At 45.3% G+C, this 21,335-nt stretch carries 19 protein-coding genes and 3 tRNA genes; 7 read left to right on the forward strand and 15 right to left on the reverse strand.

Going from position 1 to position 21,335, the window contains the following annotated elements; all coding sequences use genetic code 11:
• Nucleotides 1-5: 5 nt before the first annotated feature.
• The 12 genes from pheS to DKW60_RS01440 form a co-directional block, all read right to left on the reverse strand.
• Nucleotides 6-1,004 carry a phenylalanine--tRNA ligase subunit alpha gene (pheS, locus tag DKW60_RS01385; RefSeq protein ID WP_219988602.1) on the reverse strand — a complete coding sequence of 333 codons (999 nt, stop codon included), beginning with the start codon at nt 1,002-1,004 and terminating at the stop codon, nt 6-8.
• Between the two features lie 123 nt (nt 1,005-1,127).
• Nucleotides 1,128-1,487, reverse strand: coding sequence for a 50S ribosomal protein L20 (gene rplT / locus DKW60_RS01390; protein WP_109835875.1), 360 nt, complete (start codon nt 1,485-1,487; stop codon nt 1,128-1,130).
• Nucleotides 1,488-1,503: 16 nt separating this feature from the next.
• Entirely contained in the window at nt 1,504-1,701 is a 198-nt protein-coding gene (rpmI, locus tag DKW60_RS01395; RefSeq protein ID WP_109835876.1) for a 50S ribosomal protein L35, read from the reverse strand.
• Between the two features lie 81 nt (nt 1,702-1,782).
• On the reverse strand, nt 1,783-2,313 hold the full coding sequence (gene infC, locus DKW60_RS01400) for a translation initiation factor IF-3 (RefSeq protein ID WP_109835877.1): 531 nt from the start codon (nt 2,311-2,313) through the stop codon (nt 1,783-1,785).
• A 54-nt stretch (nt 2,314-2,367) separates the two neighbouring features.
• Complete coding sequence (gene thrS, locus DKW60_RS01405; RefSeq protein ID WP_109835878.1) at nt 2,368-4,299, reverse strand: threonine--tRNA ligase; 1,932 nt, start codon at nt 4,297-4,299, stop codon at nt 2,368-2,370.
• 146 nt (nt 4,300-4,445) lie between these two features.
• A complete protein-coding gene (locus tag DKW60_RS01410; RefSeq protein WP_109835879.1) occupies nt 4,446-5,210 on the reverse strand; it encodes a sterol desaturase family protein in 765 nt (254 codons plus the stop codon).
• Between the two features lie 119 nt (nt 5,211-5,329).
• Nucleotides 5,330-5,405, reverse strand: a tRNA-Lys gene (locus DKW60_RS01415).
• Between the two features lie 18 nt (nt 5,406-5,423).
• Nucleotides 5,424-5,499, reverse strand: a tRNA-Lys gene (locus DKW60_RS01420).
• 62 nt (nt 5,500-5,561) lie between these two features.
• Nucleotides 5,562-6,779, reverse strand: coding sequence for a YeeE/YedE family protein (locus DKW60_RS01425; RefSeq protein WP_109835880.1), 1,218 nt, complete (start codon nt 6,777-6,779; stop codon nt 5,562-5,564).
• Between the two features lie 89 nt (nt 6,780-6,868).
• On the reverse strand, nt 6,869-7,354 hold the full coding sequence (locus DKW60_RS01430) for a regulatory protein RecX (RefSeq protein WP_109835881.1): 486 nt from the start codon (nt 7,352-7,354) through the stop codon (nt 6,869-6,871).
• Nucleotides 7,320-8,360, reverse strand: coding sequence for a recombinase RecA (recA, locus tag DKW60_RS01435; RefSeq protein ID WP_109835882.1), 1,041 nt, complete (start codon nt 8,358-8,360; stop codon nt 7,320-7,322). Before recA ends, DKW60_RS01430 begins: the two co-directional genes overlap by 35 nt.
• An 89-nt stretch (nt 8,361-8,449) precedes the next feature.
• Entirely contained in the window at nt 8,450-8,941 is a 492-nt protein-coding gene (locus tag DKW60_RS01440; protein WP_219988599.1) for a CinA family protein, read from the reverse strand.
• A 109-nt stretch (nt 8,942-9,050) separates the two neighbouring features.
• Between DKW60_RS01440 and mutS the strand changes: the two genes are divergently transcribed.
• The 6 genes from mutS (at nt 9,051) to DKW60_RS01470 (ending at nt 16,861) form a co-directional block, all read left to right on the forward strand.
• Nucleotides 9,051-11,627: a DNA mismatch repair protein MutS gene (gene mutS / locus DKW60_RS01445; RefSeq protein WP_109835884.1), complete on the forward strand. Its 2,577-nt coding sequence runs from the start codon at nt 9,051-9,053 to the stop codon at nt 11,625-11,627.
• Nucleotides 11,628-11,903: 276 nt separating this feature from the next.
• Complete coding sequence (locus DKW60_RS01450; RefSeq protein ID WP_109835885.1) at nt 11,904-12,104, forward strand: PA3496 family putative envelope integrity protein; 201 nt, start codon at nt 11,904-11,906, stop codon at nt 12,102-12,104.
• A 103-nt stretch (nt 12,105-12,207) separates the two neighbouring features.
• Nucleotides 12,208-12,284 (forward strand) — tRNA-Arg (locus tag DKW60_RS01455).
• Nucleotides 12,285-13,037: 753 nt separating this feature from the next.
• Nucleotides 13,038-14,012: a taurine ABC transporter substrate-binding protein gene (locus DKW60_RS01460; RefSeq protein WP_219988600.1), complete on the forward strand. Its 975-nt coding sequence runs from the start codon at nt 13,038-13,040 to the stop codon at nt 14,010-14,012.
• 120 nt (nt 14,013-14,132) lie between these two features.
• Nucleotides 14,133-14,927 carry an ATP-binding cassette domain-containing protein gene (locus DKW60_RS01465; protein ID WP_109835886.1) on the forward strand — a complete coding sequence of 265 codons (795 nt, stop codon included), beginning with the start codon at nt 14,133-14,135 and terminating at the stop codon, nt 14,925-14,927.
• 2 nt (nt 14,928-14,929) lie between these two features.
• Entirely contained in the window at nt 14,930-16,861 is a 1,932-nt protein-coding gene (locus DKW60_RS01470; protein WP_109835887.1) for an ABC transporter permease, read from the forward strand.
• 530 nt (nt 16,862-17,391) lie between these two features.
• Here DKW60_RS01470 and DKW60_RS01475 read toward each other — a convergent pair.
• The 3 genes from DKW60_RS01475 to DKW60_RS01485 all read right to left on the reverse strand — a co-directional run bounded on the left by DKW60_RS01475 (nt 17,392) and on the right by DKW60_RS01485 (nt 20,754).
• Nucleotides 17,392-18,564, reverse strand: a complete 1,173-nt coding sequence (locus DKW60_RS01475) for a hypothetical protein (protein ID WP_109835888.1) — start codon at nt 18,562-18,564, stop codon at nt 17,392-17,394.
• A 268-nt stretch (nt 18,565-18,832) separates the two neighbouring features.
• On the reverse strand, nt 18,833-19,903 hold the full coding sequence (metA, locus tag DKW60_RS01480; protein WP_109835889.1) for a homoserine O-succinyltransferase MetA: 1,071 nt from the start codon (nt 19,901-19,903) through the stop codon (nt 18,833-18,835).
• A 5-nt stretch (nt 19,904-19,908) separates the two neighbouring features.
• Nucleotides 19,909-20,754, reverse strand: a complete 846-nt coding sequence (locus DKW60_RS01485) for an ATPase (protein ID WP_109835919.1) — start codon at nt 20,752-20,754, stop codon at nt 19,909-19,911.
• A gap of 212 nt (nt 20,755-20,966) precedes the next feature.
• On the opposite strand from DKW60_RS01485, the gene DKW60_RS01490 reads away from it, so the two are divergent.
• Nucleotides 20,967-21,335 carry a hypothetical protein gene (locus DKW60_RS01490; protein ID WP_109835890.1) on the forward strand — a complete coding sequence of 123 codons (369 nt, stop codon included), beginning with the start codon at nt 20,967-20,969 and terminating at the stop codon, nt 21,333-21,335.

Here is a 21,335-nt window from a genome sequence, read left to right on the forward strand (position 1 = left end):
TCCCCTTAGCTGAACTGTTGCAGGAAGCGAGTATCGTTATCAAATAAGATACGCAAATCATCGATGCCGTAACGCAACATCGCTAAGCGCTCCACCCCAAAACCAAAGGCAAAACCAGTGTATTTTTCCGGATCAACACCTGTGTGCTTCAGCACTTCAGGATGCACCATTCCACAGCCCATTACTTCCAGCCAGCCGGTATGACTACAAACCTTACAGCCTTCACCTTCACACAAAACACATTGAATGTCGGTTTCAGCAGATGGCTCTGTGAATGGGAAATAAGACGCACGGAAACGAACCGGAAGCTCGTCAACCTCAAAGAAAGCTTTAAAGAAAGCGTCCAATACACCTTTTAAATCTGAAAACGTAACGTCCTTATCAACCATCAAGCCTTCAACCTGATGGAACATTGGACTATGGGTCACATCAGAATCACAACGGTAAACACGGCCCGGAGCAATCACCCGATATGGCGGCTCATTGTCTTCCATTGTGTGAATTTGTACTGACGAGGTATGTGTTCTTAACAACAAACCATCATCAAAGTAGAACGTATCATGCATGGCACGTGCCGGATGATGCTCCGGAACATTCAACGCTGTGAAGTTATGGAAGTCGTCTTCAATTTCCGGACCTTCAACCACATCAAAACCAAGTTGCGCAAAGATCGCTTCGATTCGTTTGATGGTTAAGGTGATAGGATGCAAACTACCTGTTTCGGCAGCGCGTCCCGGTAAAGTGACATCAACACGCTCAGCCTGCAAACGCTCATTTAGCGCCTCTTCCTGCATGCTCTCTTTACGAGCTTCCAAAGCAGCGGCTAATGCTTGCTTTGCCTTGTTGATTTCCTGACCTGCTTCGCGGCGTTGCTCCGCTGGCAGTTGACCTAGTTGCTTCAACTGGTCTGTCAGAATCCCCTTTTTCCCCATGTAACGCACACGTACTTCATCCAGCGCTGCAAGACTTGCAGCTGCTGACAGCTCCTGATGTGCCTGATCCATGAGTTCCAGTAATTGTTTCACAGAAAAACTCCCGGTAAATCCGTTTTATGATACTTCTAAACAAAAAAAGCGGAGAAAGGCATCAACCTTTCCCCGCTTTCAGTCTGATTCGATAGGTTTGAATCAAGCAGCTAGGGCGGCTTTTGCCTGCTCAGCTATCTTCTCAAACGCATCAATATCATGTACTGCTAAGTCAGCCAGCATCTTACGGTCAACTTCGATACCAGCCTTATGAATACCGTTCATTAAACGGCTATAAGAAATATCGAACATACGAGCTGCCGCATTGATACGAACAATCCACAAGCTGCGGAATTGACGCTTCTTTTGACGACGGTCACGGTATGCATACTGACCAGCTTTTGTAACTGCCTGGGTAGCAACACGATATACACGGCTACGAGCACCGTAATAACCTTTTGCTTTTTTGAGGACTTTTTTGTGCTTAGCACGGGCTGTTACACCACGTTTTACTCTTGCCATTTTCTAAATCTCCTGTTTAAGCGTAAGGCATCATTTTGCGAACTGAAGGCGTATCACACGCTTCAACGACATCGCCTGCACGCAGGTGACGCTTTCGCTTAGAGCTTTTCTTAGTCAGGATATGACGCAAGTGAGATTGCTTGCACTTGAACGTGCCATTAGCACGCTTGCGGAATCGCTTTGCAGCGCCGCTGTTAGTTTTGATCTTAGGCATCTTCGTCTCCGTTGATAACGGTTAATAGAACATCCCTCAAGAGTGCCCGCCTTGAAGGGATGCATACAAATTCTGTGCTTTTTACTGCTTGTCTTTATTGATCGGCGCCATCACCATGATCATTTGACGACCTTCCATCTTAGGGAACTGCTCAACTGTTGCATATTCCGCAAGATCCGCTTCAACACGCTTAAGCATATCCATACCCAAGTCACGGTGAGCCATTTCACGACCGCGGAAACGAACCGTTACTTTAGTCTTGTCGCCAGCCTCAAGAAACTTAACCATGTTACGTAGTTTGATATTGTAATCACCAATATCAGTAACAGGGCGGAATTTAATCTCTTTAACCTGAGTCTTCTTCTGCTTCTTCTTAGCAGCACCTTTCTTCTTACTGTTTTCGAACTTGAACTTACCAAAGTCCATGATGCGACAAACAGGAGGTTCCGCATTCGGCACAATTTCAACCAAATCTAGTGTCACAGCTGCAGCTTTGGCCATTGCATCCTCTATAGATACAACACCGACATTTTCACCTTCTGCATCAATTAACCTTACCTTGGGTAAAGTAATTTCTTCATTGACACGATTTTTTTTCTGGTTGCGAGCGATACGCTTACCCTCCTAAACAATAAAAATACGACTTAACGCAAAACAACAAGCATTTTAAGTCTTCTGCACTTGTGGAAGATCTACACGCTGACTAATTTCGCCTTGCAGACGAGCAATCAGCGCATCAACAGTCATTGTACCCAAGTCTTCACCTGTTCTGGTACGCACTGCGACCGAATCCGCTTCGACTTCACGATCACCGACCACTAATAAATATGGCGTGCGTTGTAAAGTGTGCTCGCGGATTTTAAATCCAATCTTCTCATTTCTCAAGTCTGACGTAGCCCGAATGCCAACTTTTTTCATCCGGTCTGTCACAGATTTTACAAAATCAGCCTGAGAATCAGTGATATTCATGATAACAGCTTGTTCTGGCGACAACCACAACGGGAATCGACCTTCATGGTGTTCGATCAAAATTCCGATGAAACGTTCAAAAGAACCTAAAATTGCACGGTGCAACATAACAGGAACCTGACGCGATCCATCTTCTGCAACATATTGCGCATCTAAGCGACCCGGCATGGAGAAATCAACCTGAATAGTACCAAGCTGCCAAACACGTCCAATGACATCTCTGAATGAGAACTCGATCTTTGGACCATAGAAAGCACCCTCACCCGGATTTTCCTGCCATTCCAGATCTTTTGCATCCAGCGCATCGGATAATGCCTTCTCCGCTTTATCCCAGTCCTCATCACTACCCACTCGATTTTCAGGGCGAGTAGATAGACGATAGATAACATCATCAAAACCGAAATCACGGTACACGTCATGCAGGAAGTCCATGAACTCTGACACTTCAGACTGGATCTGGTCCTCAGTACAGAAGATATGGCCATCATCCTGAACAAAACCACGCACACGCATCAAACCATGCAGTGCACCTGACATTTCATTTCGGTGACATGAACCAAACTCTGACAAACGCATCGGTAAATCGCGGTAGCTTTTCAGACCCTGATTAAATACCTGAACATGGCACGGGCAGTTCATTGGCTTTAAGGCAAACTCACGCTCATCCGAAATCAAGGAGAACATATCATCTTTGTATTTCGCTGCGTGCCCAGAACGCTCCCACAAAGAGAAATCAACCAACTGTGGTGTTTTGATTTCCTTGTAATCTCTCAGGCGCTGCTGCTCACGCATGTACTGTTCAATTGTTTGATAAACTGTCCAGCCTTTCGGATGCCAGAACACCTGCCCCGGTGCTTCTTCCTGAATATGGAACAAATCAAGCTGACGACTCAAACGACGGTGATCTCGTTTCTCTGCTTCTTCAACATTGTGCAGATATGTCTTAAGGTCTTTTTTACTGCCCCAAGCTGTACCATAAACACGTTGCAGCATTTCGTTATTTGAATCACCACGCCAGTATGCACCGGCAAGCTTAGTTAACTTAACTGCCGGAATCTTTCCTGTACTTGGCACGTGTGGACCACGGCACAAATCAATAAAGTCATCCTGACGATACAGAGACAACTCCTGATCAGCCGGAATCGACTCAATAATTTCAGCTTTGTATTCTTCACCCATGTCACGGAAGAAGCTAACCGCCTCATCACGTCCCATGACTTCACGACTCACAGGGATATCCTGCTTAATCAGCTCCTGCATGCGCTTTTCAATCGCCTCTAAATCTTCAGGCGTGAATGCACGCTCGTAAGCGAAGTCATAATAAAAACCGTTTTCAACGACCGGACCAATGGTTACCTGAGCGGTTGGAAATAGTTGTTTAACTGCCTGTCCCATTAAGTGCGCTGAAGAGTGGCGGATTACTTCCAGACCTTCTTCATTTTTTGAGGTGATAATGCTGAGTGTTGAATCCTCAGTCATTGAGTAGCTGGCATCAACCAACTCATCATTCACGAGGCCCGCGAGGGTTGCTTTGGCCAAACCAGGGCCGATATCAAAAGCAACATCCATAACAGACACAGGTTTATCAAAACTACGTTGACTACCATCGGGAAGTGTAATAACAGGCATAACAATAATCTCCAGTGGTGACCAATACCAATGGCCACATGATGTTTTTCGCCACAAACAGGCGTGGATTAATTAAGCGGGCAAGTTTAGCAAGTTAAATCGTCAGGGTTAACCGCTAAGCCCAGTTATTTTGTATTTTAATGCGCCTATTTCAGCTTCAGCGGCATTAATAACAATTTTAGTAGCGACGTTTCGCCACCCTCATACTGATTCAGACCTATTTTCATATTCTCGTGACCTTGCTCTGGTTGTGCCACATAACTGCCAAAAATGCGATCCCACCACGGCACATTAAAACCGTAGTTACTATTGGTCTCACCCTTAATCACGCTGTGATGCACACGATGCATATCCGGCGTCACAATAAACAGACGCAAAATATGATCAAACGGCAGTCGAATATTACTGTGATTAAACAATGCTGCACCGTTGAGGATAATTTCAAATATCACCACTGCCATTACCGGAATCCCAAATAGCAGGATCGCAGCGAACTTTACCAACATGGATAAGACAATTTCGATGGGATGAAAGCGTAGCGCAGTGCTGGTATCGATCGCGTTATCACTGTGATGCACTTGATGTAGCCGCCAAAGCATTGGCACGACATGAAAAATCCGGTGCTGCCAGTAGATAATCACATCTAACAAGATAATCGCGAGAATCACGGGTGTATGAAATCCTAATAGCGCTCTATCCTGCTCTGCCACCCACACCGCAAACAATCCAGCCGTCATTGGCAGAATTATTTTCACCGCAATACTATCAATAACAACTAATGAAAGATTTGCTGCCATGCGCTTGGGCTTGCTACCGGGCATAACGCGTCGGGGAATTAGATATTCCAACAAACTAAACAAACAAAGAAGGCCTAAAAAGACGCTTAAGCGAATGATATTTTCATTTTCCATAGTCAGCTGCTTTTAATAATTTTTGGGTAGGCTATGTACGCGCGAATAAACACATCAGATCATAGCACGAAGTCTATAAGCAAAAACTAATAAAAAGATCAGGAAAGTGCAAAAAAGAATGGTGGGGCGTGAGCGATTCGAACGCTCGACCAATTGATTAAAAGTCAACTGCTCTACCGACTGAGCTAACGCCCCTAAAGGGAGGTCTTGAAATGGTGGGGCGTGAGCGATTCGAACGCTCGACCAATTGATTAAAAGTCAACTGCTCTACCGACTGAGCTAACGCCCCTACGTCAAGAACGGCGTATTATAGACACCGTATTTTCATTTACAAGTCCTTTTTTAAACTAATTACACCTTTTCTAATTGTCGCATGCTATTTGGCAATAAATGCATATCCGCCAGCGAGGCTGACAGCGCTTTAAAGAAGTTCGACTCATCCTCATAAACCATTCCATAGTATTGGATTTTCATGGTTAGCGCACTGCCAAACACAATCGCTGCGAATGTCAGGAATGACCCTAAGGCCAATGTCGATACACCCGTCACCGCCTGACCAATGGTGCACCCCATTGCCAATACACCACCGATTCCCATTAGAAAACCACCAATGATGTGCGCGAAGAAGTCCTTCCAGCTACTGAACCACTCAATACGAAACTTGCCCGCAACTAATGAGTACAAGAAGCCACCGGCAACCACACCAAATGCCGCACAGAGTGCAAAGGTTACCATCTGGTTTGAGAATCCGGTTTCAATCCAACGTAACAAGTGCCCAGAGGGTTGAACAAAAGTGAAGGACTGCGCGCCAACTGCGTAAGGACGCTCATCCATCATATCAACCTCATCCAACAGTTCGACACCCACCTCACCCGTGGTCACCCACCAAGCGGCAACAATAACAGCAGCGACAACCACTCCTGCCAATACATTATCAAAGCTTCGGGTGAAGTCCTTGGAGGACAAAGCCCATTGAATCAACATTACACCCAATACCGCACCAATTAATAGCCCTGTAGTATCTGCATCGAAGCCACCAATTCCACTGACAATACTGCCCAGACTCTGGTCTTCGATATCGTAATTAGTCAAATCAATAAAGGCTGGCTCCATCCAACGTATGAAGTAGTCGTAGCTGACATTAGTGAATATCATCATATAAGCGGCAAGGCCCATCACCAGCAACACAAATACTGATTTTATATTCCCGCCACCGACTCTGAGTAATGTCTTATTTCCACAGCCTGAACCGAGCGTCATTCCTATACCGAAAATCAATCCCCCCACTACATTACGAGGCCAGGCAAACATAGCGGTTCGGTAAGGCGGATTTGATACATCATTATCAGCGGTCATGGAAATATCGACGTAACCGAGCGCACCAGTAACCAGCACACCTAGTATGGCTGCTCCCATGGCAAATACCCAAGCCCGCATACGTCCCGTATCGCCAATATTGACTACGTCTGACACGGCTCCCATAGTACAAAAATTGGTTTTCGTGGCGACTACGCCCAGAATGAAAGCAAGCCCAAATGCCCACAGTAGCACCTGTGTTGTGATTTCCATAATTCCTCAGCCTCGGTTGTAAATGTTTAGAGGTTCATCATCCATAGAACAGAATGCAAGGCAATATTACTAAGTGGTTAGAGTGACAGTTAGCTTTGTGTGACTTCACGCACGATATGGCTGGGGAAACCGCGTGATAAAAGAAAGCGGGATTGTCTTGCCTGCTCGTCACGCGCTTTGGGATACGCTTCGCCAAATCGCTTTGCACGCTGCGTCTCGGCAAGATCCCACCAATTGACCTCTGCTTCACGAATGGCAGTTTCGGCCAGACGCTGACTAATGCCTCGCTGTAGCAATTGACTGCGGATTTTTAACTCGCCTTGTCCCTTGAGAATACGGGAGCGAACAAAGCTCTCCGCATATCGCTCTTCGCTCTGGTAATTTGCCTCAGCTAGTTGATCTAGTAAGGGTTCCAGATCAACACCTTCCGCATATGGCTTAAGCTGCAATTTACGGCGCAACTCAAGCCGGGAGTGTTCACGACGGGATAACAAATCAATCGCTGTTTTCAGGCAGCGATTGACATTATCAGCCTGTGAATTACTCGGCTTCTTGCTCTGCGTCATCTTGCTCATCTGCAGGGGCAGCCTTAGAAGCTAGTAGCTTTTCACGCAATTGCTTTTCAATGGTTTCGGCAATTTCAGGGTTCTCTTTCAGATAGGTACGCACATTATCTTTACCCTGACCAATCTTGTCACTTTGGTAGCTATACCAAGAACCCGCTTTATTGATTAAGCCTTCACGCACACCCAGATCGATCAGCTCACCTTCGTGAGAAACACCTTCTCCATAAAGAATCTCGAACTCAGCTTCTTTGAACGGAGGCGCCATTTTGTTCTTAACAACTTTAACACGAGTGCTGTTACCAACAATCTCATCGCCTTTCTTGATACCACCGATACGACGAATATCCATACGCACAGATGCGTAGAACTTCAGCGCATTACCACCAGTGGTGGTTTCAGGACTACCAAACATAACACCGATCTTCATACGAATCTGGTTGATGAAGATAACCGTCGTGTTCGACTTTTGGATGTTTGCAGTCAGTTTACGCAGCGCCTGTGACATCAAACGTGCCTGAAGACCCATGTGTGAGTCGCCCATATCACCTTCAATCTCAGCCCGAGGAGTCAATGCTGCAACAGAATCCACAATTACCAAATCAACACCGCTTGAACGGACCAGCATGTCGGCGATTTCCAGCGCCTGTTCACCATTATCCGGCTGAGAAACCAGCAGGTCATCAATATTGACGCCCAGCTTTTCAGCGTAACTTGGATCCAGTGCGTGCTCCGCATCGATAAATGCACAGGTACCGCCAGCTTTTTGACACTCCGCAATCGTGTGCAGTGTCATGGTTGTTTTACCCGATGATTCAGGTCCGTAGATCTCCACGATACGACCACGCGGCAAACCGCCAACACCCAATGCAATATCCAGTGTTAAAGACCCCGTTGAAATCACTTCGATATTACGCGCCGCACTTGCATCACCCATACGCATCACTGCGCCTTTACCGAATTGCTTTTCGATCTGACCTAATGCTGCTGCTAAGGCTTTTTTTCTATTATCATCCACGCGTCTGTTTTCCTTTTAAGCTAATGGCAAATCATACTTGCCGAATTATTATCATTAAATTTGAGTGTGGCTATTTAGCCATAAAAAACTCATTTCCCCAAGCGTGACACGACACCCTGCAAAGCGTGTGCTACCGACTGCATCCGCACGTCATTGCGGTCACCCTCAAAGTGACAAGTGTCTGTCTCTACCAATTCTTGCCTATTCGCCCAGCCAAAACACACCATCCCGACTGGTTTACTGTCAGTGCCACCGCCTGGTCCGGCGACGCCTGTAATTGACAGGGACACTGAGGCATCACTGTATCGCAGAGCACCGCTAGCCATTTCGGCCGCCGTCTCTTTACTGACCGCGCCAAACTGCTCAAGCGTTTCCAATTTAACATCAACCATTTTCTGCTTAGCGCCATTACTGTAAGTAACGAATCCACAGTCCAGAACATCAGAGCTTCCTGACAGATCGGTTAATAGTTTGGCCACCCATCCGCCAGTACAAGACTCTACCGTTGCCAGCCGTTGCTTGTGCGCTCGCAGTACATTGGATACCTGCTCAGCGATTTGTATTAACTCAGACTCATTCATGCGCCGCATCTTACATCATGTACTCTCAAAAGTGCATTAGTCCGACTAGATTTGCATTTATTTTCAGCAGACTCATGACATTTAATTACCCTGCTGATACATTCCCCAAATGGCCAAATCTAGCAAAAAATCTACCTCACAACACACACCAATGATGCAGCAATACCTCCGGATTAAATCAGAGCATCCGGATCAAATGCTGTTTTATCGTATGGGTGATTTTTATGAATTATTCTTTGATGACGCGAAGCGTGCGGCAGAATTGCTCAATATCACGCTAACGGCCAGAGGGAAATCAAACGGTGATCCGATCCCGATGGCAGGTGTACCGTACCATGCAGCAGAGCAATACTTACCTCGCCTGTTAAAGCTAGGTGTGTCGGTCGCTATCTGTGAACAAGTCGGAGACCCTGCAACCAGTAAAGGACCGGTGGAACGCAAGGTTGCACGTATTCTGACGCCAGGAACGGTGACTGATGACTTTTTACTGGATGAAACCCGCGACAATTTATTACTGGCCATCTTCCAACATGAAGAAGCCTACGGTGTTGCGCATATCGATCTGAGTAGTGGTCGTTTTGTCCTGTCAGAGCTGGAAAATGCCCATGCACTGACTAATGAGATCGAACGCCTGCAACCCGCAGAAATATTATTACAAGAAGAACAAAATCCCTTATCAGGAAGCAAACACTCCATCACTCGTCGTGCAAGTTGGCATTTCGATAGTGATACTGCGCTGCAACTCTTGACTAAACAGTTCGGTACGCATGACTTAAGCGGATTCGGTTGCACCGACTTACCATTGGCTATTATTGCCGCTGGCGCACTCCTACAATACGTACAAGAAACACAACGTGCTGCCCTGCCTCATATTACCGGCATGCAAGTAGAATCAACGGATGATGGCATTGTGCTTGATGCTGCCAGTCGCCGAAACCTGGAACTTGAACAAAGCCTCACTGGTGACCACAAAAATACACTGATTTCAGTACTGGATCACACTGCTACCAGCATGGGTGGCCGCCTACTCAGTCGCTGGCTGAATAAGCCTCTCAAAGATCAGCAAGTCCTGCGCAATCGTCACCAATCAGTTGCTGCTCTGATACAGGATTATCGTTTCGAATTGCTGCAACCTTTATTACGACAAATCGGTGATATCGAACGTATCGTGTCACGTATCGCCTTAGGCTCAGCACGACCCCGCGACTTATCAACCTTACGCGCGTCATTGCATATCGTGCCACAACTGCATAGTGAAATTGATTCCGTAGGATTCCAATATGTGCAGGATATTCGCCAGCAAATAGATACTCACGCATCCTTATTAGAACTACTCGGCCGCGCCATCATTGAAGAACCACCAGTATTGATTCGTGATGGTGGTGTCATTGCCGAAGGTTATGACGCTGAGCTTGATGAGTTACGTAACCTAAGCCAGAACGCAGACCAATATTTATTGGATCTGGAAACCCGTGAACGCGAGCGCACGGGGATTCAAACACTCAAAGTTGCTTACAACCGGGTGCATGGATTTTATATCGAAATATCCCGTACGCATTCGGACCAGGTACCACCGGAGTATGTCAGACGTCAAACACTCAAAGGTGCTGAGCGCTTTATTCTTCCGGAGCTCAAGCAATTCGAAGACAAGGTACTGTCATCCCGAGAACGTGCGCTTGCGCGTGAAAAATCACTTTATGAAAGCTTGCTGGTTACATTAGCAGAACATTTGCAGCCATTACGGTTGACCGCACAGGCAATCTCAGAACTCGATGTACTCAGTAACTTCGCGGAGCGCGCTTCAACACTGAACTACGAATGTCCTGAGCTTGTGGGAACACCCGGGTTTGATATCGAAGACAGTCGCCACCCGGTAGTAGAAACTACGCTAGACGCACCGTTCGTGCCTAACGATCTGCAAATGAACCCACAACGACGCATGCTGATGATTACCGGTCCAAACATGGGCGGTAAATCGACTTATATGCGACAGGTTGCGTTGTTGGTGCTGATGGCCCACGTGGGGAGCTTTGTCCCTGCTAAACGTGCCGTGATTGGCCCGGTCGATCGCATTTTTACCCGCATCGGCGCACATGATGACTTGAGCACCGGTCGCTCCACATTTATGGTGGAAATGACGGAAGCGGCTAATATCCTGAATAATGCCACTGCCAACTCATTGGTTTTAATGGATGAAATTGGTCGGGGCACCAGCACCTTTGATGGCTTATCACTCGCATGGGCATTTGCCGAGCATCTGGCAAGTCAGCGCAAAGCATTCACTTTATTCGCGACGCACTACTTCGAATTAACAAGCCTACCTGACACCATCAGCAATATCGCCAATGTTCATATCGACGCGGTTGAGCACGCAGACAAGATTGTCTTCTTACACCGCGTAAAAGATGGTCCTGCCAACCAAAGTTACGGTTTACAGGTTGCACAACTTGCCGGTGTGCCAAAACCAGTGGTGGATCAAGCCAGACAAAAACTGCAATCTTTAGAGACCGATGCTAAGCACTCTGTTCAGGAAGGCGGAACCCTTCCCTTAAATCTGCAATTTACACCTGAAGTTGACCCACAAGCTGAGACCTTGAAAACAGCACTACAGGCAATTGATCCTGATGAATTAACTCCGCGACAAGCATTGGATGCATTGTATCAACTTCACCAACTGATTAAGTAAACCCCATAATTTTCAACCACTTGGGTTAATTTTTCTTAATGGAACTTTTGTATTTTTCGGCGGTATAACTATTTCCCGTGATCAACATTATTACTAAAACATAGGATATTGATTATTTTTAAATCAAAAAATACCGCCTAAAAAACTCAGCTAATTAAGCTGAATAATGTTTCTGATAGACCAAAAAATATTAATCAACGCTCAGAGATTTTTTGATTTTTCTCAACCAGAGATTTTCGGTAGATATAAATAACCCAATCAACACGGAGGTTACTTATGTCACGGAATGACAATGTTTTTTTTCTCTTCGAAAGCAACATCAAACGCGAATTCAAAAACCGTAAAAAACGCCAAAGCAAGAAAATGCGTCGACGTTTGGAAGTAAAACGCAAGTTGGATAACTACTTTGAAAACAAGCGCATCAACCGTCAACTCGGCTTTTTGGAAGATGATGACGAGCTAATGTGGGAAATTTAGAGATTATTTGTCACGACATTGAGGCACCACGGTTGTACTTTTTAGACAGCTGTGGTGATAAAACACTATCCGCAGGGCTTCTTATTGCTATAATGCACCCCACGTCTCGGTAGCTCAGTTGGATAGAGCGGTCCCCTCCTAAGGGACAGGCCAGGGGTTCGATTCCTCTCCGGGACGCCATCCATTCACACTCCCTCAAAAACTTCGTTACACCTCCCAACATTCTGTTAAGCATTAAACAGGACTTTCATCCCACCCAAATAAAAAACGCCCTTTGCCGGGGTAAGCAAAGAGCGTGGGGGTTGAGATTGGCGATGATCTTATTTTTATTATTGATAGATCGCTCTTCTCGGGGGCTTGCTGGTAAATCTTTTATTATTATTTTGTTGTTATCGTTTTGTTGTTGATAAGTAATATGCACCGGGTGTGCCAACTTTCTCCAAAACCGCATAAATAATTGTTTTATATATATTTTTAAAGTTTTAATCGATTTCTAAATAGCACTATTTCAGTGAGCTAAACATGACAATGTCAGCTTACGACGGCGTTATTGGATAATTTGTCACTTATGAACGACTCACTGGCCCAACTAATCTACACATCTGGCTCTAAGAAAATCTGAATACAGGTTTTAAGGTGAGATTCACATCCGGGGAGGTCAACGATATGCAGTGAGCAGGATTCCGCAAAAACACACAAATCTGCCAACAATCTCACTGCAATGGCGATGTCAGTTCCATGCGCACTGAGGCACACAATTGTTACCAATGACACTAGTCATATCGACGATGAATCACTGATGTACTCCTCCTGCAAAAAAAAGGTGTGAGTGTAGTATGATAAAGAAACTCAGTGATGCAACCTTGCAGCACCGAGCATAACTTGTCTCCGGCAACCGAAGGCAATTCAGAGAGTAAGACCACAGGAGTTCAAATGAAGTCAATCAAGAAAATTCTAAGCTGTATCTCACTAGCAGCAGTTACTGGCATCGCAACATCAACGGCAAGTGCAGACGTTAACGTTGCATATTTCCTAGAGTGGGCAACCCCAAATCAAGTCGCTAAAGTTGAGAAAGTTTATGATGAAGCACTCGGTGAGAAAGTTAACTGGGTGAACTTTGCTACGGGTACTGCAATGACCGAGGCGATGCTGTCTGGCGATATTGATATTGCATTCAGTCAAGGCATGACGCCATTCGTTAACGCTGTGAATGCTAACGCACCAATCAAGATGGTTGGTATTGCAGTTGCTTACGGTGCTGGTGGTGATTGTGTTGTTAGCGACAAGTCAGGTATATCAAAAGAAAATGCAACAGAGCTGGAAGGCCAATCAGTTGCAGTACCGTTAAATACAATGTCTGACTATGAACTTCGCCTGACGCTAAGCAGTCTGGACGTAGATATCACAAAAATCAAAATTGTTGATCAGGAACCAGCAGATGCTGCCGTCTCTTTGGCTGATGGTGCTGTAGCAATGGCATGCGGTTTTGGTGCTGACTCACTGTCTAAGATGAAAGAAGTTGGTAAACCAATGTTAACGCTGGACGAGAAAACAGCAGCTGGCATCACTAGCTTTGATATCGTTTCTGTGACTGAGAAGTTCATTCAGGAAAACCCTGAAGCAGTAAAGACGTTCATGGAAGTTACATCACAAGCCAATGCAGATTTTGCCAAAGACCAAAGCAAGATGGATGTTATTGCTAAAGATGCGGGCTTAACGCTGGAGAAAACTAAAGAGCAAATGGCTGGATTCAGCTTCCCTTCTGTTGAAGAGCAGATGGCAGAGTACTTCAATGAAGATGGCAAGGTCGCAAAAGTATTGCCATTCATGGGGAATATGTTTGCTACAGAAGCAGCGCCAGCTAAAGACGATTACTCTTCAGTAATTGATACATCTTTCCTTAAGTAAGCCTACTTAAGTCAGGAAAGTGTTACACAAACGGCAGATATCTCATCTGCCGTTTTTACATCAGAGTTATTCTAAGCGGTACTTTAAGACAACGTAAAATCAATCACCTAAGGAAGGTATATGAGTGACCTTGTAGCAAAAGACTTAAGTATGGTTTTTGATGTTGGTTCAGGGGGGCAAGTTCATGCGCTTAACAACATCAATTTCACTCTAAAAAGTGGCGAACTATTATCAGTACTGGGGCCGTCAGGCTGTGGTAAAACAACGCTGCTAAATATCATCGCAGGATTCAATCACCCCACAAGTGGTGGCGTGTACCTTGGCGATGAAGAAATCAAAGGTCCTGGTGTGAACAGGGGCATGGTTTTCCAGCAAGGCGCTTTATTTGAATGGTTAACGGTTTCAGAAAACGTCGACTTTGGCCTGCGTATGAAAGGTACTGACCCTAAAAAAAGCCGTAAAATGGTCGATGAGTGGTTAGATATCGTTGGCTTGGCTGGCTTCGGTGATGTTCCTACCTATCAATTATCAGGGGGAATGCAGCAACGGATCGCATTAGCACGCTGTCTCATCAATGATCCGGATTTGATTCTGATGGATGAGCCACTTGGCGCACTTGATGCATTGACCCGGGAAAAAATGCAGTCGCTTGTACTTAAAATCTGGAAAGAAACCGGCAAGACCATCATGATTATCACGCACTCAGTGGAAGAAGCATTACTGCTGGGCGAACGACTATTCGTCATGGCACCAAGACCGGGACGAATACACAAAGAATACAATCTGCCCTTTGCTGACCGTGGTGTCACCGAAGATACCCGAGACATCAAAAACGGGGATGATTTTATTCATACTCGTGAAGAGATTCTCACCATGATCTGGGATATGGAAGAAGAAATTATGGGGCAGGTGTAATTATGTTTGATTTCTTATTTGAATACCGGGGCGTTATTGTCGGTACAATATTTGTTGCCTTGATTGCCGCTGTTATATGGGCGTTCTTCTACGGGCGTAAACTAATACGTACCGAAAAAAATGATGCTGTTTTTGGTAATCCCGCACGTGCATTAGGTGGCTGGCATTGGGTCATAACGGGGGTTAGTGCGATTCTCATTGTTTGGCTCTATTTCTCTTGGGATGCTGCTCGGGCATTCCACCCCAAAGCTGCCAATGAGCTTTGCCAGGTCGCTAAACTATCATCTGCAGTCAATCCAATTCGCTCAACCTTTCCTTTAGAAAAAGAGTTTTTAAAAGGTACGAGCTTATTGGTTCGTGAAAATGCGCAACTGTCTGAGCTTGAGGAAAGAGTTGAGAGACTAGGCTTTTCTGAGACCGAAAAAGCGAAAGCGAAAGAAACGATCGACTTGATGCGCGCAGCGATAACGGGAATGACTTCACCGGAGTATCTTGACGCTGAAACAAGTAGTCAGTTTAAAAGTATTGAAGCACGGATTGATGATCTAACCGCGAAACTTGCCGATGAAAACTACCCTGGTGAGCCAACGACTGAGCAAGTTGCTGCCGCTGAAAAGAACGCACGCTGGGGGGACTCTGGTAACGAAATCCCGAATGCTCCTGCTAGTCCACGGGGCTATAAGTTTGATGCAGCCGCAAAAGAAATGAAGTCGATTGCGTCTGACTTTTCCAAAATCAGAAATAAGAATGAAAATTTCTTAGCTCAGATTGAAAAGCTTAAAGCACAGATCGCATCACTTGATGAACTGGCTCAAGCCTCTCCGGGTGTTGATGAGTTACTCGTCCAAAACCGGGCTGATTTCGTTAAAGGTCTGACGCGTGTTTTACGCCGTGTGGATGATGGCAATATCTTCCCACCGGATGCATTGAATAATGTTCAGGCAGCACTCGTTAAGTTGGATGATGAGCAAAAAAGTCAACAAGGTGGACTAAGATTCTACGACACCTTCATGATGCCAGGCGGTCAAATCACGTCAGGTAGTAGCTCATGTAGTGAACAGGGTTCTGGTCGCTGGTTACCTAAGCCATCAGACACTTTACGTACTTTTGCACGTATCTCTAACCCTGAAATTGGCTATAAAGGTTATCCACTGTTGTGGTACAAAATGAAACCATTCGGTGAGATGGTTGATTTCGTACTTCCGGATTTCATTTCATCCTTGGTGCCGGGTAAATTCCCTCGTCATGATGAAAATGGCATCGTTACACCAAACTTTAAAAGCAAGGTACATGACATTGTCACGGGTAACTTTGAGTCGTTTAAAGTACCCATGCCATCAGGCCATGTCTGGGACTCATTACTGCGTGTATTAGCGGGTTTGTTCTTCGGAATTATCCTTGGTGTGCCGCTGGGGCTGTTCATGGGACTATCGCGGTTCTCGAAAGGTTTCTTCGATCCGATGATCGAGCTTTATCGTCCGGTCCCACCACTAGCATGGGCACCGCTGATCTTAACAATCTTTGGTATTGGTGATGACGGTAAGATCTTCTTACTATTCATGGTCGCCTTCGCGATTATGGTTATCTCAGCCAGAACCGGTGCAACGGGTACGCATCTTTCTAAGATTCATGCGGCGCACTCACTGGGAGCAACAAACCGACAGATTCTGCGTAAAGTCATCCTACCTAACTCGTTACCTGAGATACTCACAGGTATCCGAATTGCGATTGGTGTGTGTTGGGGTACTTTGGTTGCTGCGGAAATGCTAGCAGGTACCACAGGTATTGGTTTCGTAGAGAATGTGGCGCGTAAGCAGTCTGACTACGAGATCATCTGGACCACGATTATCATCCTTGGTCTGCTCGGATTGTTATTCGATCTGATGATGCGTTGGATTATTGATAAGGTCATTCCTTGGAGAGGTAAAGGTTAAGGCAGATATTTGCGTTAATTTTTGGCGCACGCTTTAGTAAAGAGGCGGATCATCAGGTTCGCCTTTTTATTTCATACCAAACTAAAGTCTGCTTAAATTAAAAGCAATTGTTCAGATACCGTTCATCGGTTTCACCGTATAGTTAGCCCAACTTCAACGGATAGCCAAGCAGTCGAAGATAAGAACAATAAGAAATCAAATAATAAGAATAAACTGACTGGCAACAATAAAAATAAAACGCTAACCGAAGTTAATTACAGGGGCGATAAAAAACCGTTCAACAATAATGGGGTGGATAACACCCCACCCTTCTCTCGCTACTACCTCTACAAACACCCACTACTACGTTAATACACATGTGCCAAATAGTGCATTCTGCTGCTGTGCTTAATTCCGTGCCATAAAAGTCAATAAATCAAACAAGGCGAACACGTCGGCCTGCAGTGATAAAAATCAGGCACAAAAAAGGCGGAGCATAAATACTCCGCCTCTCAACACGTCACCTGATGAATCAGGTGCTCCCTCTACGATTAACGTAGACGGTAGCTAACACCCATGTTTAGAGATGTATCAACATCATCAAGAGCGTCAGACTTAGTTGCCTTAGCTGTTAATGTTAGATCCAGCTGGTTGTCCAGGTAGTAACGGAATGCTGACGTTAGTGTGTTTGTAGTACTGTCAACACCTGCATCATCACCTGCTTTGCTGTAGTTAAGCAACCAGCTGTTTTCCCAGTCAATCTTGTCTGTGATTTCTCTGGTCAATGTCATGTTGTTGTATACATTGTAGCCAGTATCATCATCACTGTAGATTGTGCTAAACAATGCAACATTTGAGAACTGAGTCTGGTTGTTTAATGGACGGTGGTACTCACCACCGATATCCAATGAAGGATCACCGCCATCACTGTCATCGTAGTTTGACAACACAACACCCATACCTGCACGAACCAACCAACCATGACGGCGTGTAGAGATAAACTCGTTCTGTAGCACGTCATTTGCCTTGATCACGCCGCCTGCTTTCAAACCGCTTCCGATTTGACCGCTAGCCATCAATGCCTTCTCGATGTCTGCAATCCAGTACTGATCGTAGCTCGCAAGACCGTATTTGCTCTTGTACTCGCTTTCACGTGCAATAATGTTTGCAACACTAACGTAAGTCGCTTTGCTTGGTGTGCCTTTCAGAGCGCCCTGCTCGCCCAGTGCTTCGATCAAACGCATTGATTTAGCCATAGGTGTAACGTTTACAACACGTCCATAACCCAGACCAACACCGATTTTGCTGTATACGTTCTCTGCGTCTTTCACAGCGCCTAACTGGCCAGAACCGTACCAGAATGCACCCTTAGAACCCGGACGGAAGTAGTTATCAGCAGTAGCCGCTACGTTTGCAGAGTAAGTGCTTGAAGAACCAGCACCTTCTGTGGCACCACGACCAACAGAACCCTCTGCACCCGCTGTGATACCGATGTTACGGTTTGGGCTACTGAAAACACGATCATAAGACACACTTAGATCAGCATCATAAGAAGTCTGACCCTGGTTACCACCGTCAGCACTGAAGCTACCATCAATGTAAGCATCTTCATAAGAGCTAGTTGCTTCTGTGTAGTCGTAAAGTGTTACTTCTGCATTAGCTGAACCCGCAGCTGCCATGATTGCAACTGAAACCGCTGTTGCTAATTTTGTTTTAACGTTCATTCTTCTTAACTCGCTTTGATAAAATATGAAACATAAATACAATCAATTGTTGAGCAAAATAATGAGATCAACAATTGAAGATAAGGTGTTGTAGATCTGAGACAAGAATTGTTTCAAAAAAGTCACAAATATTTTAATTTTTTAGACTTTTCTAAAATTACTCTTTATTGACCCCAATTCCAGCTCGCCACTGAGAGATCAATTATCAGACATGTACATTTACGTGCGCTTAACATACAGAAAGTGTCTTATGCGTACAACATAGATTTTATGAAGACAGACCTAAGGGATTCTGAGGGTCAATACCTTCCATGAAGGGAAGCTTGCGATCCGAGCTGGTAAGCTGATAAACCAAGCCCATCCAATTACCAATCACAGCTAAGCCAGAGTCATGCCAAGTATTTTGTAAGCGTGGTGTGACAATGTGTTCGGGGAATAATGGCATTGCTTCATCTGCATGCATACTGCAACGAAGCTTTGCTTGGTACTCATCAAAAACAGCCTGAGTCGTGATGTCAAAATAGCCATCCGGGAACGGCGGATAATCTTCCCGCTGCCTGTTGTAAAAACGAAACACTTCACGTTTATACTCTTTTAATAAGCTAATGCTGTCGTACTCCGGGTGTCCCTGAAAATAGACACTCCGGATACCATCATCACTGACAGCAAGGTGAACACCACCATCATCACCTTCAACAAGAATTTTCATGCCTGCTTCTTCGAACTGCTCACGACTCATCACATTGTAACGAGAATGTGGCACATCAAATCGCGTATTGATATCAGATACTAAAGGGTGAGATTTATCCTTAACCCAATGCGGGTAGACGCCCCATCGCTTATAACCCAGATGTTGCCGACGTTGATTATGACGTGCTTCCAGCACAGCATGTGTGGCAAGACATGAGCAGAGCGTGGAGGTTACATTCTCATGTGCCCAGTGCACTACTTTGATCAGCGGTTCCCAAAACACCTCCTGAGAAAGGTTATCATGGGTCACGTTGGCCCCTGTGATGATCAATGCATCCAGCCCCTGCTCTTGTATTTGCTCAAAAGTTTCATAATGATCGTCAATATGCTTTTGGGCTTTCGCGCCACGCTCTTGCTCAGGTAAAGCGAATGGATGCACATAAAATTGTGCAATTGGATTACTAGCGCCAATCAAACGAAAAAACTGACGTTCGGTTGAAGCCAAAGCGGCATCCGGCATCATATTCAATAAGCCTACATGGAGTGCTCTGATATCCTGATGCTTCGCTCTTTCCGGAGTCAGTAGTAACTGACCTTCTTCATGTAATGCCTGAAAAGCGGGTAAATTATTGTGGGCGACTAGTGGCATGCTGCTTACTCGTGACGATCGATGGCTTTTTCGATGAGTTCTAGAAAATCAGATTCTGTTTTAATCTGAAACAATTCAGTGGTTTTAATGGTGTAGGCAAAACGCTTGGCAATGCTTTCGTAACGCGGTATGCGTGCATCAAACAACCGAGGAAACACCCATACCACAAAATCATCCGGATCGATTAAAGCCACGTACTCCAGAGACTTTTCTTCCATATAGATCGCTAGCTGTTCATCCAAAAATGCTTCCCGATAATACAGAGGCTTGGGGGATGTCGCTGCGCGCGCAGTCAGTGTTTTTTCATCCTGCTCGGTTGCTTGTATGTATAGCATGAGAGTGTGTTGCTGAAGTGTCTCCAGCACATCCTCATTATCCAACTCGCAAACACTTCCGCCCGCATCATTGATGAAATGACTGAATCCATAAAGTTGTTTCGATTTACGCATAAACTCAGGCACATCCAACATCGCCGCAACTTCTGCATCATGATGTAACTTGAGACGTCTTTTGAAGTCATTCAGTGTTAGACCACCGAGCGCTGGATCACCCAACTTACCGAGAAATGTCGATAATGGCTTTAAATGATCAACCGTAATATTATTGCGGATATAGATAGAGTCTGACCGCAGCAGGTCACTCAGGAAAGGCACCGACATTGCCTGGGATTTTATATTATCCAGAATCGGTTCATTCATGTAGCGAGTACCAATACGATAGTCACCAGAGTAGTGAAACCACTCGTTATTTCTCAGAATATTAGACAGATATGTTTTACCCACACCTGACATACCTAGTAATGTGATGGATTTATGCGTCCATTGACGAAATTCGTCGGATGATAGTCTCACTTTATTCTTTCTGGCTGAATTAAAAGGGAGCATTATACCCTGATCAATACTAACTGCACCCCAATCTTTGCGAACACAGCGCACTATGCATGGACAGCAGATTATGTTTTTATATCAGTACAATAATAAATACTTGCTGGGCAGCAGGACATAATTGATCTATATATAAGCAAAGAAAATATAAAAAATAATCATTTAACAAGGACCGTAAAATGAACACTCCCCCATTACTTCAGACATTCCTACTGTGCTGTCTGTTCTCCAGTGTCAATGCAACAACTCAGCCACCTGTAGACGCAGACGCTACCAAATCCTCTGAGGCAGCTATCAATAATGACCTAATCGCGAAAGTCATGCTGACAGACGAAGAACAACAGTTTATTGAAGCAGAGTGCATGCGCTTTGCTGTTGATGATGAAGTGCCTGTCGATGATCTTGCAGATTACATCGCTATCTGTAATTCCGAATTAACAGTCGCTGTCAAAACCGCTTTACTTGAGCGACGCGCAAAAGCAAAAGGCCGGGCGCGCATCAGTAATAAAGTAAAGAGTCGCACGCCCGACCAGCCGCAGCCTTTATAA

The sequence above is a fragment of the Leucothrix pacifica genome, from assembly GCF_003172875.1.
Lineage (GTDB): Bacteria > Pseudomonadota > Gammaproteobacteria > Thiotrichales > Thiotrichaceae > Leucothrix > Leucothrix pacifica.

Coding starts and splice junctions, on each gene's coding strand:
- pheS (WP_219988602.1), bottom strand. CDS start 1,004: ATGGATCAGGCACATCAGGAGCTGTCAGCAGCTGCAAGTCTTGCAGCG.
- rplT (WP_109835875.1), bottom strand. CDS start 1,487: ATGGCAAGAGTAAAACGTGGTGTAACAGCCCGTGCTAAGCACAAAAAA.
- rpmI (WP_109835876.1), bottom strand. CDS start 1,701: ATGCCTAAGATCAAAACTAACAGCGGCGCTGCAAAGCGATTCCGCAAG.
- thrS (WP_109835878.1), bottom strand. CDS start 4,299: ATGCCTGTTATTACACTTCCCGATGGTAGTCAACGTAGTTTTGATAAA.
- DKW60_RS01410 (WP_109835879.1), bottom strand. CDS start 5,210: ATGGAAAATGAAAATATCATTCGCTTAAGCGTCTTTTTAGGCCTTCTT.
- DKW60_RS01425 (WP_109835880.1), bottom strand. CDS start 6,779: ATGGAAATCACAACACAGGTGCTACTGTGGGCATTTGGGCTTGCTTTC.
- DKW60_RS01430 (WP_109835881.1), bottom strand. CDS start 7,354: ATGAGCAAGATGACGCAGAGCAAGAAGCCGAGTAATTCACAGGCTGAT.
- DKW60_RS01440 (WP_219988599.1), bottom strand. CDS start 8,941: ATGAATGAGTCTGAGTTAATACAAATCGCTGAGCAGGTATCCAATGTA.
- mutS (WP_109835884.1), top strand. CDS start 9,051: ATGGCCAAATCTAGCAAAAAATCTACCTCACAACACACACCAATGATG.
- DKW60_RS01450 (WP_109835885.1), top strand. CDS start 11,904: ATGTCACGGAATGACAATGTTTTTTTTCTCTTCGAAAGCAACATCAAA.
- DKW60_RS01460 (WP_219988600.1), top strand. CDS start 13,038: ATGAAGTCAATCAAGAAAATTCTAAGCTGTATCTCACTAGCAGCAGTT.
- DKW60_RS01465 (WP_109835886.1), top strand. CDS start 14,133: ATGAGTGACCTTGTAGCAAAAGACTTAAGTATGGTTTTTGATGTTGGT.
- DKW60_RS01470 (WP_109835887.1), top strand. CDS start 14,930: ATGTTTGATTTCTTATTTGAATACCGGGGCGTTATTGTCGGTACAATA.
- DKW60_RS01475 (WP_109835888.1), bottom strand. CDS start 18,564: ATGAACGTTAAAACAAAATTAGCAACAGCGGTTTCAGTTGCAATCATG.
- metA (WP_109835889.1), bottom strand. CDS start 19,903: ATGCCACTAGTCGCCCACAATAATTTACCCGCTTTTCAGGCATTACAT.
- DKW60_RS01490 (WP_109835890.1), top strand. CDS start 20,967: ATGAACACTCCCCCATTACTTCAGACATTCCTACTGTGCTGTCTGTTC.